A 13,752-nucleotide genomic window follows, 5' to 3' on the forward strand; every position below is an offset into this window, starting at 1 on the left:
GCCGGTTGAGCTGGCCACCGGGTATTGCCCCGGTCAGCTGAACCGCTGCGTGTTGCCCTGCTCCGCCTGTGCGTAGGTGGCTGCAGCGGAGGCAAGCGCCGTGTTGATGGACGCCAACGAGGCCTCCACCCGTCCCTGCGTGACGGTCCATTCCGTGATGAGCGCCTGGAAATTAGTGGCGGCGGTGCCGCGCCACGACCCCTGGAGCTCGTCCAGCCCGCGTTTCATCGCCTGGACGTCCGCACTGATCCTGTCCACTGTCGCCTGGACACTTGCGGACTTCAGCTGAAGGAGTTCGGTATCGACGGAAATAATGCTCATGGCCGTGCCTTTCGCTATGGCGGCAGCTTTCGCCTGCGGGGCCCGGCGGGTCCGGACCGTTGACAACGAGCGTAGGGAGCAGGTTCCCACCGCTGCTACGGTCCGGGGCTATATGTGGACAACCCCGCCGTCTCTGCCCTTTCCGCCTCAGTAGCCGCGCCGGTACTCAGCGCATCATCACGGTGCGGAAGGCTGACCACCAAAGTTGCGCCGCCGCCGTCGGTATTTTCCACCCGCACGGAACCGCCGTGGGACCCTACAATCGCAGCCACGATTGCCAGGCCGAGTCCGCTGCCGCCCGTTTCCCTGGTCCGTGAGGTGTCCGCCCGGTAGAAGCGCTCAAAGACCTTGGAGGCGTCCTCTTCGGAGATGCCGGGCCCATGGTCGCGCACTTCGATGACCGAGCGCAGCTGTCCGTCCTCCATCGCACGAACCCCAACCGACACCTCGATCGGACTGTCTTCCGGGGTGTAACGAAGTGCGTTGCCCACGAGGTTGCCCACCACCTGCCGGAGTTTGGCCTCGTCTCCCAGCACGGGGGCAGCTGCGGCAGGTCCGCCGTCGAGCCCGGTCAGCGAAATTACCCGCGAGCGGTCACTGGCCTGCGTGTCCACCACGGCGTCATGGGCGAGCAGCTGAAGGTCCACTGGCTTCTGCTGCAGCGGCCGCTGCTCGTCGAGGCGGGCCAGCAGGAGCAGGTCCTCCACCATTGAGCCCATGCGCTTGGCTTCGCTTTCAATCCTTCCCATGGCTGTGGCCACGTCTTCCTGGGTGGTCAATGCGCCATGCCGGTACAGCTCAGAGAAGCCACGGATGGTTACAAGCGGGGTCCGCAGTTCGTGGGACGCGTCCGCGGCGAACCGCCGCATCCTCGCCTCCGAGGCTGTACGTGCAGCGAAGGCCGTCTCAATGTGGGCCAGCATGGCATTCAGCGACCTGCTGAGCCGCCCCAATTCGGTGCCGGGGTTTTCGACGTCGACACGGCGGGAAAGATCACCGGCCGCAATGGCTGCCGCCGTCTTTTCCACCCGGGCCAGCGGGCGGAAGGAGCGGGAAACGGTCCAGCTCGCGATGAGGGAGGCCAGCAGCAGGGTCAGCAGCCCCACCCCGGTCACCACCAGGGAGGCATGCTTGAGGACATCGTCCACGCTCTGCAGGGGCAGCCCGATGACCACCACGGCGGTAGTCTGGTTGTTCTGCACCGGCACGGCCACCACCCGCCAGTTTTGCCCGTCCGTACCGCGCACCTGGTAGGGAACGGCACCGCGTTCCTGCGCCTGCTGCACCGTGATGGAACTGATGTCCGGACGGCTCTCAGGGTCGCCGCCAAACGGATACGGTTCCTCACCCGGTGCGAAGAGAATGAGTGAGTAGTCCGTCGGGACCATTGGGTTGGGCGCCTGGAGCGGGGTAAAGGACCGCTGCTGCCGGGCCAGGTCCACCGCCGCGTTGAGCTTGTCATCCACCTGTGCCTGCAGATAGCTGTGGAGCAGGGCCAGCGTTCCCGCCCCGGTCACCGTCAGGGCAACTATCAGCAGCGCCATGATCATGGCCACCAGCTGCGTCCTCAGCGAGGCCGACTTCCATCGCTGCAGCAAGGTCAGCGCTTTTCAGCCGTCCGAAGCACGTACCCCACGCCGCGCTTGGTCTGGATCAAGGCAGGAGCGTTGGGGTCGATGTCCACCTTCCGGCGCAGGTAGGAGATGTACGACTCCACGATGGAGGCATCACCGTTGAAGTTGTATTCCCATACATGGTCCAGGATCTGGGACTTGGACAGCACCCGGTTGGGGTTGAGCATGAGGTACCGGAGCAGCTTGAACTCGGTGGGGGAGAGCTCGATCACCGTGCCTCCGCGCCGCACTTCGTGCGCATCGTCGTCGAGCTCCAGGTCGTCGACGCGGATGACGGCGTCGTCATCCAGCAGCGGCTGCGTCCGGCGGAGGACGGCGCGGATCCGTGCCACCACCTCGTCAAGGCTGAAGGGCTTGGTGACGTAGTCATCCCCGCCGACAGTGAGGCCGGTGACCTTGTCCTCGGTATCGTCCTTCGCAGTCAGGAACAGCACCGGGAAGTGCTTGCCCGAGGCCCGAAGGCGGCGGGTGACGGTGAAGCCGTCCATGTCCGGAAGCATGACATCCAGCACTGCGAGGTCCGGTGCGTGGGCATCGGCCGCAGCAAGCGCGTCCCGGCCGTTCGCAGCCGAGACAACCTCAAAGCCGGCAAACCGCAGCGACGTGGAGAGCAGCTCCCGGATGTTGGGTTCATCGTCAACAACAAGGAGCTTCGCTTCAGGACCGTTCTTGTTCATGCTCCCATTCTGCTCCCAGACTCTGGGAGTTGTCTGGACGTTGGTTGGGAGCCGGGTTGGAGAACCTCGGGGTGTCGGCACTCCGCCGTCTTGGCTTCCGCAGCACTAGTCGGCGGTCTGGACGTCCTTGGCATCCATGATCCGGTAGGCATAGCCCTGCTCTGCCAGGAACCGCTGGCGCTTCGCCGCAAATTCCTGGTCCAGGGTGTCCCGGGCAACAAGCGAATAGAAACGTGCCGCCCGGCCGTCCTTCTTTGGCCGCAGGAGCCTGCCCAGCCGCTGCGCCTCCTCCTGCCGCGAGCCGAACGAACCCGATACCTGGATCGCCACGGATGCCTCCGGAAGATCGATGGAGAAATTGGCCACCTTGGAAACCACCAGCGTCTGGATCTCCCCCGCACGGAAGGCGTCAAACAACTTCTGGCGGACCTTCACCGAGGTGTCGCCCTTGATCACGGGCGCCTGCAGGCGTTCCCCGAGGTCGTCCAGCTGGTCGATGTACTGGCCGATGACCAGCAGCTGTTCCCCGGCATGCCGGGCCACGAGCTGCTCCACTACCTGCGTCTTGGACTCCGAAGTGGAGCAGAGCCGGTACTTGTCCGCGTCGTCGGCCATGGCATAGGCCACCCGTTCGTCCCTGGGCAGGTCAACACGGACTTCCACGCAGTCTGCGGGGGCGATGTAACCCTGGGCCTCGATGTCCTTCCAAGGTGCGTTGTAGCGCTTGGGCCCGATGAGGCTGAACACCTCGCCCTCGCGGCCGTCCTCGCGGACCAGGGTTGCGGTGAGGCCCAGCCGGCGCCGTGCCTGGAGGTCGGCGGTCATCCGGAAAATCGGTGCCGGCAACAGGTGCACCTCGTCGTAGATGATCAGTCCCCAGTCGTGGCCGTCCACAAGCTCCAAATGCGGATACAGGCCGCCGCGCTTGGTGGTCAGCACCTGGTAGGTGGCGATGGTCACCGGCCGGACTTCCTTCACAGACCCCGAGTATTCGCCGATCTCGTCCGCGGTGAGGGACGTGCGCTTGAGCAGCTCGTCCTTCCACTGCCTGGCAGCCACTGTGTTCGTGACCAGGATCAGGGTTGTGGTTGAGCCCGTTGCCATGGCCGCGGCGCCCACCAGGGTCTTCCCGGCTCCGCAGGGAAGCACCACCACGCCGCTTCCCCCGGACCAGAAGTTGTCGCTCGCCATCCGCTGGTACGGCCGCAGCTTCCAGCCATCCTCGTTGAGCGCGATCAGGTGCGGGGTACCGTCCACATACCCGGCCAGGTCCTCCGCCGGCCAGCCGATCTTCAGCAGGAGCTGCTTGAGCTGCCCCCGCTGGGAGGCATGCACCACAACGGTCTCACCATCGATCCGGGGCCCCAGCAGGGGCTGGATCTTCTTGGCCCGGATCACTTCCTCCAATACGGGGTAGTCGTCAGTCCGCATGACCAGCCCGTGCTGCGGGTCCTTCTCCAGGCGCAGCCGCCCGTACCTGGACATGGTTTCTTCCACGTCGATCAGCAGCGAATGCGGCACCGGGAAGCGCGAATACTTCAGCAGCGTGTCCAGCACCTTCTCCGCGTCCAGCCCGGCGGCACGTGCGTTCCAGAGCCCCAGCGGTGTCAGCCGGTAGCTGTGCATGTGCTCCGGTGCACGTTCCAGCTCGGCGAAGGGCGCGATGGCATGGCGGGCTTCGGTTGCCAGTTCATGGTCCACCTCAAGCAGGATGGTTTTGTCGCTCTGGACGATCAGGGGTCCGTCGTTCACGCAGGGAAGTCCTTCACTGGCGCAGTTCCTCTGCAGCCTCAATATCGATGATGCGGTGGATGGACAGCACACGTTCTGTTTCCTTGGCAGGATCAAACACCCGGACGCGTCCGCCGCTTACAGATAGCGGAACAACTATCTCAAGGCTGGCATTCCCCAGCCCGTCCACCACGTTCATGCTGATCCGCTGCTTGAGCCTGATGGCGCGCTGCAGGGCTTCAAGCCCCAGCTGGGTGCCGGCTTCACCGCCGGCGTGTCCGGAACCTCCGCGGTGTCCGACGGCGGGACCCGCCTGGCGCAGGACTGCGAGCTGGGCATCCACCTCCTCAGCCCCGGGTGCAGTCCGCGGGGCGGTGTAGACAGGGCGCAGGTGGTCCTGCGGGGCCGGGGTTGCCCGGAGCCGGACCACAGGTTCATCCGCGCCGTCCACCGACGGGGAGAGCCCCAGGCTGCGGAGGACCTGGGCGGTTTCCCGCGGCGGTGCGGAGGAAACCAGGACAGTGGGGGCAATCTTCGCCAGGTTCAGGCCGGACGCCTTTGGCCCGGAGAGAAGCTCCAGGAGCGCGGCTTCGTCTTCGCTTTGGATAAAGCTGGCTGCCGCCCCCACCCGCAACCTTCCGTGCCGTGAGGCCGTGTCCTCCACAAGGTATTCGAGCGGCTGGGGCACCGCGGTGGCAGAATGCTCACGGAGGAACTGAAGGATTGCGGCGGCGTCGTGTCCGCTGTCCAGTGCACGCTTGATGGAGCCAGCTGAAAAGCGGTAGATGGTGGCTGGTCCCTGGCCTTCCGCGTCAGCCATCAGCAGCAGCTTCCCGGTCAGTTCGGGGGCCAGATACCCCGGGGCGACGGCAGTGAGGTCGGCCTGCAGCAACACGTGTGTAACAGCTGCCGGCAGGTGTTCGCCCAAAATGGCAAGCGCGGCTTCAGGGTTGTCTTCCGCCAGCGCACTTCCAAGCTGGCTCAGGGCTCCGGATCCCACCAGGCCAAGGAGCTCGGCTTCGGCGAGCACGCCGCGGATCATTGAGCTGAACCGCCTGGCCATCCTGGGCTGTGCCCACTCTGCGCGCTGGAGAACGGCTGCCGCATCAAGTACTGGTGCCGTCCCGTCCGGGGCGCCTGCCTCGGCGGTCAGTTCATCCAGGATCTCCAGGATGCGCTTGCGGACCACCGGGGCATCAGGACGCTGCGCTTCGGCTGACAGCGCGATGATGGTGGTGCCGGAGGCGGAACGGTGGGCCGCCGGCACGCTGCGCGTTCCGTGGACGGGCTGGCCCACCAGGGACGGCACGCGCTCGCTGGACAGCCAGGCGTTCACTAGCCAGAGCCACTGTTCCTGCCGCGGCAGGACGAGCCATTCCAGCTGCGGAGGCTGGACCCAGGACGAGGAATCGACATCCAGGCGGATGAGTCCGGCCAGTGCGGACAGCTCCAACAGGATTCCCGTGTGCTGCAGGTCGATCCGCAGCAGTTCGGCAAGGCGCCGCATCTCGCGCACTCCCACACCGCCGCTGCGCAGCGTGGCGAGCGGTTGTTCCCCGACGGCGTGGAGCAAATCGCCCACCAGGCGCAGCGTCTCCGAAATGGCGCTGAGCGCTGCGTTCCGGCGCAGCGCCGCTGAGGTCCGGCCGAGTCGGGGGACCGGTGGCGACAACGTGAAATCGTCGATCACTGCACCGCCGCGCAGCGAGATCCCCACGCTGTGCGGCAACTCGACGTGCGCCGCGTCCAGCGGCACCAGCAGGCCCCGCGCCAGGAGCCAGTCAACAGGCCCGACGTCGGATCCCTCCGTGGTGATTGAGGCCTTCCGTTGCGCCTGGGGGACGGCACCCATGGCCCAGTTCCGGAACCTGGCGAGCAGCGCCGTCGTCCGCTCCGGGGCAGTGGACAGGATGCCCTGGAGGGCCTCGGGGGAGGCGGTCCAATGCTGCAGCGCCAGCGCCGCCTCCATGGGGGTGGTGGCCTCGTGGATGGCAACACCGCTGCGGTGCAGCTCGGACACCAGCTGCACGGCACGCTGCGCGAAGGCCGGCTGAAGGCGGACCAGCTCGGTGTAGCTCCTGCCCAGCCCGGCGGGATAGATGCCCACCACGTCCTTCAGCGAACCCACCGGGAGGTAGTAGTGGTGTTTCGCCGCGGATGCCGGGGTACCGTGCGGCGGCTCGGCGCGGTGCACCAGCGCAAGTTCCTGCAGCGAATGCAGGATCCGCTCCACCGAGGCTGCCGAAGACCCGGAAATCATCTTCCGGAGCCCCGCGGCGGACGCGCTGTGGCCGGTGTCCGTATTGGTGCACAGGTGGAGGGTTTCGAGGACCTGCATCTGCGGGCGGTTGAGGCGTTCAAGTGCCCGCTGCACGCTCAGCCGGGCACTTGCCCGCGCGGCAAGGGCAGGGAAGTCCGGAACAGGGGGCGAAATGAGGTCCGGCCGCGCATCGAACAGCGCACGCAGCGAATCGTCGCTGCGTGCCTCCAGCTCCTTGCTCAATGCGCGAATGAGGGACATCAGTCCAACGTTACCGCCGGTCCGGGTTTGCTGCCCGGCGGCGCCCGGCAACGCTGTCCAGAACCAGGAACAGCATCAGGAGGAACGCAAGCGGCAGGCCGTAGAGCGCCATATAGGTGACCCAGGCCGGAGCCACTGAGCCGGCGAAGGCAAGGGCCATCACGGCGCCCACTGCCACTAGGGAAAGCACGGCGACAGCCGCGGCGAGGATCATCAGGGCACGCCGGTAGCGCGAGGGTGTCATGGACGTAACGCTACCGCTCCTGCCGCACCGGGAGTGAATGGTGCTGGAGGAAGGCAGCCGGAAGGTTGCACTGGGCCATTGAAAGCGTCAATAGGGCGGTAGGCAGGATAACCTTGGGGGATAGACCAACACGGTCCGCAGCCGCCATACCTTGAACCCGCATTGCAATGCGGATGCGGTGACGGCTGGCCGTGTCAGAAGACGTCAGAACGAAGAAGGTTGATTACGTGCCTACCGGCAAGGTCAAGTGGTATGACAAGGACAAGGGCTTCGGGTTCCTCGCAGGCGAAGACGGCCAGGAGGTATTCCTGCCCAAATCGTCGCTGCCCGAAGGCGTAACAGAGCTCAAGGCCGGCACCCGGGTTGAATTCGGGGTAGCCGATGGACGCAAGGGCGCCCAGGCCCTGGGCCTGCGCGTGCTGGACAAGACGCCCTCGATCGCCAAGGCCAAGCGGCCCAACGCCAAGGAACTCGCCCCGCTGGTCCAGGACCTGGTGACCGTGCTGGACAATCTCTCCGGGACCCTTTCCGCAGGCAAGTACCCGGAAGGCAACAAGGGCAAGGCCATCGCCGCTGCCCTGCGCAAGGTTGCCGACGAGCTGGACGTTTAGGCACCGATGAACCCGGAAGGTGAACAGCCGGTAGGGGCTAAGACTGTGTCCAGGCGCCGCGCTGGAGTCCCGGTGTGGCGGACAGGGAAGCCTGATGCCTTCCTGGCCGCAGCGGTGGACACCGCCCGCACGGCCATCGAGGGCATCACGGCACCGGCAACGATCGGCCAACACCTTGTGGCCAAGAGCGAAGGCGACCGCCTGGTGACCCATCTGTTTGAATCCAGGCTGGCCGGCTACCTGGGCTGGCAATGGTATGCGGTGCTCACCCGCAACTCCCGCTCCAAGGTGGTCACCGTCAACGAGCTAGGCCTCCTGCCGTCGGAAGATTCGATCCTTGCCCCGGAATGGGTGCCATGGGCAGAACGCGTCCGTCCCGAGGACGAGCAGGAGCCGGAACCGGTGCCGGCCCAGGAGCCGGAAGAGGACCAGGACCAGGAATCCGGGGACGAAGAGCCCGACGACGGTGGGGAGCCCGGCGACGAAGCAAGGACTTCCTGACCACACACGAACGGCGCCGTCCGGGATGATCCCGGGCGGCGCCGTCGTACGTTAAGGCAGTTGGCCTACTTGCGCAGTTCGCCCACTACGTAGTCGATGCTGGCCAGCAGGGCAGAAACGTCGGACGGCTCGATGGCCACGAACGTGGCGATGCGCAGCTGGTTGCGGCCCAGCTTCCGGTACGGCTCCGTGTCCACGATGCCGTTGGCGCGCAGGACCTTGGCCACCGCGGCCGCGTCCACTGAATCGTCGAAGTCAATCGTGGCGATTACGTTGGAGCGCTCGTCCGGGTTGGCGACGAACGGCGTGGCGAATTCGGAGGACTCCGCCCAGCTGTAGATGCGTCCGGCGGAATCAGCAGTCCGCGCCGAAGCGAAGTCAAGCCCCCCGTTCCCGTTCAGCCACTGCACCTGGGCGTCCAGGGTCACCAGGGTAGACAGCGACGGCGTGTTGTAGGTCTGGTTCAGGCGGGAGTTGTCAATGGCCGTCTGGAGGTCCAGGAAGTCCGGGATCCAGCGGCCGCTGGACTTGATCCGGGCCGCACGCTCCAGTGCGGCCGGCGAGAACAGGCCAAGCCATAGCCCGCCGTCGGAGGCAAAGTTTTTCTGCGGGGCGAAGTAGTAGACGTCGCTCTCCGCTACGTCGACGTCCAGGCCGCCGGCTGCCGACGTCGCGTCGACAAGGACCAGTGCGCCCTCATCCGCGCCTGCCACCCGCTTCACGGGAGCGGAAACGCCAGTGGATGTCTCGTTCTGCGGCCAGGCGTAGGCATCAACGCCCGCCTCAGCCTGCGCGGCAGGGCGGGTTCCAGGCTCGGATTTGATGATGGAGGAGGCATCCAGGAAAGGCGCCCTGTTGGTGGCTGCCGCGAACTTCGAGCCGAATTCACCGAATGAGAGGTGCTGGGCCTTCTTCTCCACCAGGCCGAAGCTGGCGACGTCCCAGAACGCCGTGGAACCACCCACGCCCAGCACCACTTCATAGCCTTCCGGGGCGCGGAAGAACTGGCTCAGGCCTTCGCGTACGGATCCCACCAGGTTCTTGACCGGGGCCTGCCGGTGGGACGTTCCCAGGATGGTCTTTGATGCGGCGGACAAAGCATCGATCTGCTCCTGCCGGACTTTGGAAGGACCGGCGCCGAACCGCCCGTCCTTAGGGAGGAGGTCGGCGGGAATAGTGATGCTGTTTTCGCTCACAGGTGCTCCAATTTCGGCGTGGACGGGGTGTTGGTCCGGACGGATGTAGGTGGCAGGCAGTCGCGGCGGCTGTCACTCGGGCCCTCCTTCATTCTGCCTGAACAGCTGTTTCAGCGGGAACCTGGACCGTCATAGTCCAGACACTGAGACAGCGCCCTGTCCACGACGTCAACTATTAGGACAAATTCAAAATAGGCTAAGCTTTCCAACGGACCACGCTGCACGAGAAGGCGGTACGGTGGGACAACGCAAGGTACTGCGCTCGAGGAGCTGAGCTGGATGACGGATCTGATCGACACTACGGAGATGTACCTTCGGACCATCTTGGAGCTTGAGGAAGAAAACATCGTTGCCCTCCGCGCCCGGATCGCGGAGCGGCTGCGACACTCAGGGCCCACAGTTTCGCAGACCATCGGCAGGATGGAACGGGACGGCCTGGTGGTTGTCTCCGGAGACCGGCACCTTGAACTTACGGAGGTGGGCCGGAAGCGCGCCACCGAAGTCATGCGGAAGCACAGGTTGGCGGAGCGGCTCCTGGCTGATGTCATCGGGCTGGACTGGGCCTACGTCCATGACGAAGCCTGCCGCTGGGAGCACGTCATGAGCGAACGGGTGGAACGGCGCATTTACGAAATGCTGAACCATCCCACCGAGTCCCCGTACGGCAACCCCATCCCGGGATTGGCGGCCCTCGGGGGCCAGGCGCAGTCCGCGGCGGATCCGGCAGTCAGCCTGCTTGAGGCCATGAAGACTTACGGCCCGGCATCCGAGGTGACGGTCAGCCGCCTCGCAGAGCCGATCCAGGTGGAACCCGAGCTGCTGGTCCAGCTTGATGAAGGCGGAATCCGGCCCGGTGCGTCGGTATCGCTGGAGCGGGTCGGGGAGTACATCTCGGTCCGCGTCCCGGGCATCGAAGGTGCCTTGGAACTGCCGCCGGAAGTCGCGGCGCACGTCTTCGTGGCCGTACGCTAGGGACTGCTGTGGGCCTCCCGGCTACCCGAATGGGGGCCGGTTACGCAAAGATAACGGAATTGTTACTTTGGGACTTTTGGCCCTATAGTTAAACCCAAGCGTTGATACTAAAGCGTTACCTGATTCGGAGCCGAGCTCTGCCAGCGGATCAGGTGCACGAGTCATTACTGGCAGAGGCGGGGGAACCACAAACGGCAGCCGGGGGACTGCCTTGGGGTGAAGTCCGTCAGCAGCAAGCCTCTTCCAGTGAAGGATCCTCCGGGGATACCTCTGTGCCGAAGCTTGCTTACGGCGGACCGGGTCTTTGAACTCTCTGACCCGAATCCGACAGCTAACTTCGCAGGCTTTCCAGAGAGGAACCCTTCTTGTCCATGCAGACCCCCAGGGGACGCCGCCGCGCGGCGGTACCCTCTTCGACGCCGCGGGTTGTTGAAGTCATCACCACGGAACGCCCCCGCGATCCGCACCGTGATGCACGCCGCCGTCGTGGTCCCTTCCGCCAGGTCACCGAATTTGCCGCAGCGAGCGGGATCGGCCAGAAGGCCGGAATCGCCCTCGCGGCGACAGGCCTGGTGCTGACCGTGACGGTGCCGGCCACCAGCCCCGTGATGGCCACCGACGCTCCCGGTGCTATACCGGTCGCAGCGTCAGCCGCAACCCCGCAGCCCCAGATCTCAGCCGAGGCCGGTGCCCAGATCGACTTCAGCCGTTCTGCCGTCGTCACCCAGGCGGATCCGGACGGCAAGCTCAAGCAGCTTCTGAGTGCCCAGTCCGCCGGCTCTGTGTCACGTGCTGCCTCGGCAGGAAGCCTCGGCGCCCCGCTGGCCACGCTGACCACAGCATCGCCGTTCGGCTACCGTGTCAGTCCGATCACCGGGGGCTCCGGCGACTTCCACCGCGGCCAGGACTACGTGGCCCAGTGCGGCACGTCTGTCCTCGCTGCGGCTACCGGCACGGTGACCTTCGTGGGCTGGCACCAGTTCGGCGGCGGAAACCGTGTTGTGGTGGACCACGGCAACGGTTTGGAAACCACCTACAACCACCTCTCCTCCTTCAATGTGAGGGAGGGGCAGACGGTCTCACGCGGGGAGGTTGTGGCCCTCAGCGGGACCACGGGCGCCTCCACGGGCTGCCACCTCCACTTTGAGGTGCAAGTCAACGGCGAAGTGGTCGATCCGACTGGCTGGCTGTAGCCAAATGACGGTGAACTATCGGATGATCGCGACTTGCCGTGACCTGAATGTGACATTCACCCAAAACTGCTGTACCGTCTAACTCGCGTCAACTTTTCCGAAGTTGACGCTCTTGTGCGGATTGCCTAACTCTGCCACCGCTCAAGGTCCGTTCGCATTTCATCGTCTGGCAGGGGCGGGGGAACCAATTTTGGTCTTGGCTTTGGCTAAGACCTTGGGGTTAAGTCGCAAAACTTCCTTGGAAGCAGCGCGGCCGGGTGACTCCCATCCGAATCCGACAGCTCACCTCGTAGGCATTGGGAGAGGCTACCTTCGTGTCTTCACGCAACAATTCTGCGCGCCACCGTGCGCAAACGGTTCGTACCAACCCCTTGGACACTGTGTCCAAGGCTGTTAGTGCCAATGCCGGGACAGTAGGTCGCCAGGCTGCCGTCATCGCCGCAGCTTCCGGTCTTATCCTCAGCATGGGCCTGCCCGCCAACGCAGCGGACACCACCGCTGGTGTTTCCGCTTCGACCGAGTCCGGTTCTGCGCAGGCTGCCTTGGCAGTCACCGCAGCACCCACGGCCACCGTGTCGTTCGAGCGGCCCGTGGTCAAGACCACCGCCGCCCCGAAGCGGGAGCCGGTGCGGGCACAGTCCACCGCCACCGAAACGGGCGCAGCGTCCACTACTGAATCTGCTGCGGACAAGCTGGCCAAGACTGTCTCTTCCGCCGCCACCTCCGGCATTGCTGCCATCGCCTACACGGGCATTGGCAGCCCCTACGTCTGGGGCGGCACCAGCCCCGTCACCGGGTGGGACTGCTCAGGCTTCACCCAGTGGGTTTATGCCCAGGCCGGCATCAGCATCCCCCGCGTCAACGCCTGGACTGCCATGACCCCCACCTCCACCCCGCAGCCCGGAGACCTGGTCATGCAGAACGGCGGAGCGCACGTCGGCATCTACGTCGGGAACGGCATGATGGTCAGCGCGCTCAACCCCTCCCAGGGCACGCTGCTCCACGCCGTGGCCGCCACCGGCACGTCTTCGTTCTTCACCGTCAGCAAATAGTTCTTGGACCCTCGGGTCCAGGAACTATTTCTTTGCTCCACCACGCTTTCCGCTAACACCACATCCCCGTTCGGGGCGTGCCGGCATACCCCCAAGATGCCGGCGCGTCCGCATCCCTTGGTGCCCACAACGGCCTGAGGAAAACGAAAGAGAGAACTGATGACTACTCGTGCCACCGCACGGCATCGCGCCGAAGTCACCAAAACCAACTCAATCGCCATCATCGCCAAGGCTGTCGGCGAGAACGCCGGTGGCGTAGGCCGCCAGGCCGCGGTCATCGCCGCCGCTTCCGGCCTGGTATTGACCAGCGGCATCGCGGCAAACGCTGCCGACTCCAACGTCCAGCGCGACTCCGCTCCCGCATCCACCCTGGAAGTTGAATCGGCCGTCGAAGCCCCCATCTCCGCGGCTTCCACGATCAACATCACCTTCGAAAAGCCCGCCGTCACCACCACGCCGGCCCCGGTTATCGAAGAACCCGCACCTGTCGAGGTCCAGGAGGCCGAGCCGGCCCCCGTCGCCAAGCCTGCTGCTCCCAAGGTCACCGCCACGGTTTCCACGGCCCCTGCCGCCGCTCCCACTGCTTCCGCCAGCGGCAAGGGTGCAGCCATCCTGTCCGCTGCGTACGCCCAGTTGGGCGTTATGCAGGACTGCACGATGCTGGTCACGAACTCCCTGGCAGCAGTGGGGATCAACTTCCACGACTGGCCTGCAGGCTACCTCTCCCTGGGCCGCACCGTCAGTGCCGCTGAGGCGCAGCCGGGCGACCTGATCTACTACGCAGACGGTGGCGCCGGCATGGCACACATTGCTGTCTACGCAGGCAACGGCCAGGCCGTCCACGGTGGCTACAACGGAAACCAGACGGTGGTCTTCAGCGCCAACGTCGGCTCCGGCCCCGTCTTCATCCGGGTTAACTGAGACGCCACCACCGGCGGTCCAACCAGGACGCAAAGAACCCTTGCCCTCGCGGCAAGGGTTCTTTCCTTTTAATTGCGCGCTGCTCCGGCCGTTCAGCATGCGCCCCTTGACTGGACCGACACGACAGTTCTGGGACAGGGCGATTAGCTGAACACGCGCTTCTGTGTTTACTCTTGTG

Annotated in this window: 13 protein-coding genes and 2 riboswitches; of the genes, 6 read left to right on the plus strand and 7 right to left on the minus strand. The window is 65.3% G+C overall.

The genetic code is table 11. The features are described 5' to 3' along the window. Positions 1 to 33: 33 nt before the first annotated feature. From Q9R30_RS08530 to Q9R30_RS08555, 6 genes are all read right to left on the minus strand, one after another. A complete protein-coding gene (locus tag Q9R30_RS08530; protein ID WP_104996879.1) occupies positions 34 to 321 on the minus strand; it encodes a WXG100 family type VII secretion target in 288 nt (95 codons plus the stop codon). A 95-nt stretch (positions 322 to 416) separates the two neighbouring features. Beyond that, a complete protein-coding gene (locus Q9R30_RS08535; protein ID WP_199775325.1) occupies positions 417 to 1,919 on the minus strand; it encodes a cell wall metabolism sensor histidine kinase WalK in 1,503 nt (500 codons plus the stop codon). A 2-nt stretch (positions 1,920 to 1,921) separates the two neighbouring features. Beyond that, the gene (locus Q9R30_RS08540) at positions 1,922 to 2,632 is read right to left on the minus strand and encodes a response regulator transcription factor (protein WP_104996880.1); all 711 of its coding nucleotides are present in this window, start codon (positions 2,630 to 2,632) and stop codon (positions 1,922 to 1,924) included. 105 nt (positions 2,633 to 2,737) lie between these two features. Further along, positions 2,738 to 4,384 carry a DNA repair helicase XPB gene (locus Q9R30_RS08545; RefSeq protein ID WP_311217328.1) on the minus strand — a complete coding sequence of 549 codons (1,647 nt, stop codon included), beginning with the start codon at positions 4,382 to 4,384 and terminating at the stop codon, positions 2,738 to 2,740. A gap of 13 nt (positions 4,385 to 4,397) precedes the next feature. Then, positions 4,398 to 6,884, minus strand: a complete 2,487-nt coding sequence (locus Q9R30_RS08550; protein WP_311217329.1) for a helicase-associated domain-containing protein — start codon at positions 6,882 to 6,884, stop codon at positions 4,398 to 4,400. Positions 6,885 to 6,894: 10 nt separating this feature from the next. Continuing rightward, positions 6,895 to 7,128, minus strand: coding sequence for a hypothetical protein (locus Q9R30_RS08555; protein WP_104996882.1), 234 nt, complete (start codon positions 7,126 to 7,128; stop codon positions 6,895 to 6,897). Positions 7,129 to 7,355: 227 nt separating this feature from the next. On the opposite strand from Q9R30_RS08555, the gene Q9R30_RS08560 reads away from it, so the two are divergent. Both Q9R30_RS08560 and Q9R30_RS08565 read left to right on the plus strand, forming a co-directional pair. Beyond that, entirely contained in the window at positions 7,356 to 7,739 is a 384-nt protein-coding gene (locus Q9R30_RS08560; protein WP_104996883.1) for a cold-shock protein, read from the plus strand. 6 nt (positions 7,740 to 7,745) lie between these two features. Continuing rightward, complete coding sequence (locus Q9R30_RS08565; protein ID WP_311217330.1) at positions 7,746 to 8,240, plus strand: DUF3027 domain-containing protein; 495 nt, start codon at positions 7,746 to 7,748, stop codon at positions 8,238 to 8,240. Between the two features lie 65 nt (positions 8,241 to 8,305). Here the strand turns inward: Q9R30_RS08565 and serC are convergent, their stop codons facing one another. Beyond that, entirely contained in the window at positions 8,306 to 9,436 is a 1,131-nt protein-coding gene (serC, locus tag Q9R30_RS08570) for a phosphoserine transaminase (protein WP_104996885.1), read from the minus strand. A 279-nt stretch (positions 9,437 to 9,715) separates the two neighbouring features. On the opposite strand from serC, the gene Q9R30_RS08575 reads away from it, so the two are divergent. The 4 genes from Q9R30_RS08575 (at position 9,716) to Q9R30_RS08590 (ending at position 13,574) form a co-directional block, all read left to right on the plus strand. Further along, complete coding sequence (locus Q9R30_RS08575) at positions 9,716 to 10,408, plus strand: metal-dependent transcriptional regulator (RefSeq protein WP_104996886.1); 693 nt, start codon at positions 9,716 to 9,718, stop codon at positions 10,406 to 10,408. A gap of 118 nt (positions 10,409 to 10,526) precedes the next feature. Then, positions 10,527 to 10,769: riboswitch (cyclic di-AMP (ydaO/yuaA leader) on the plus strand. Positions 10,770 to 10,779: 10 nt separating this feature from the next. Beyond that, positions 10,780 to 11,601: a M23 family metallopeptidase gene (locus tag Q9R30_RS08580; protein WP_104996887.1), complete on the plus strand. Its 822-nt coding sequence runs from the start codon at positions 10,780 to 10,782 to the stop codon at positions 11,599 to 11,601. 112 nt (positions 11,602 to 11,713) lie between these two features. Continuing rightward, a riboswitch (cyclic di-AMP (ydaO/yuaA leader) is annotated at positions 11,714 to 11,911 on the plus strand. 70 nt (positions 11,912 to 11,981) lie between these two features. After that, on the plus strand, positions 11,982 to 12,653 hold the full coding sequence (locus Q9R30_RS08585) for a C40 family peptidase (protein WP_104996888.1): 672 nt from the start codon (positions 11,982 to 11,984) through the stop codon (positions 12,651 to 12,653). Between the two features lie 159 nt (positions 12,654 to 12,812). Beyond that, positions 12,813 to 13,574, plus strand: a complete 762-nt coding sequence (locus Q9R30_RS08590; RefSeq protein WP_104996889.1) for an NlpC/P60 family protein — start codon at positions 12,813 to 12,815, stop codon at positions 13,572 to 13,574. Positions 13,575 to 13,752 lie beyond the last annotated feature (178 nt).

Source organism: Arthrobacter sp. AB6, assembly GCF_031844545.1.
Lineage (GTDB): Bacteria > Actinomycetota > Actinomycetes > Actinomycetales > Micrococcaceae > Arthrobacter.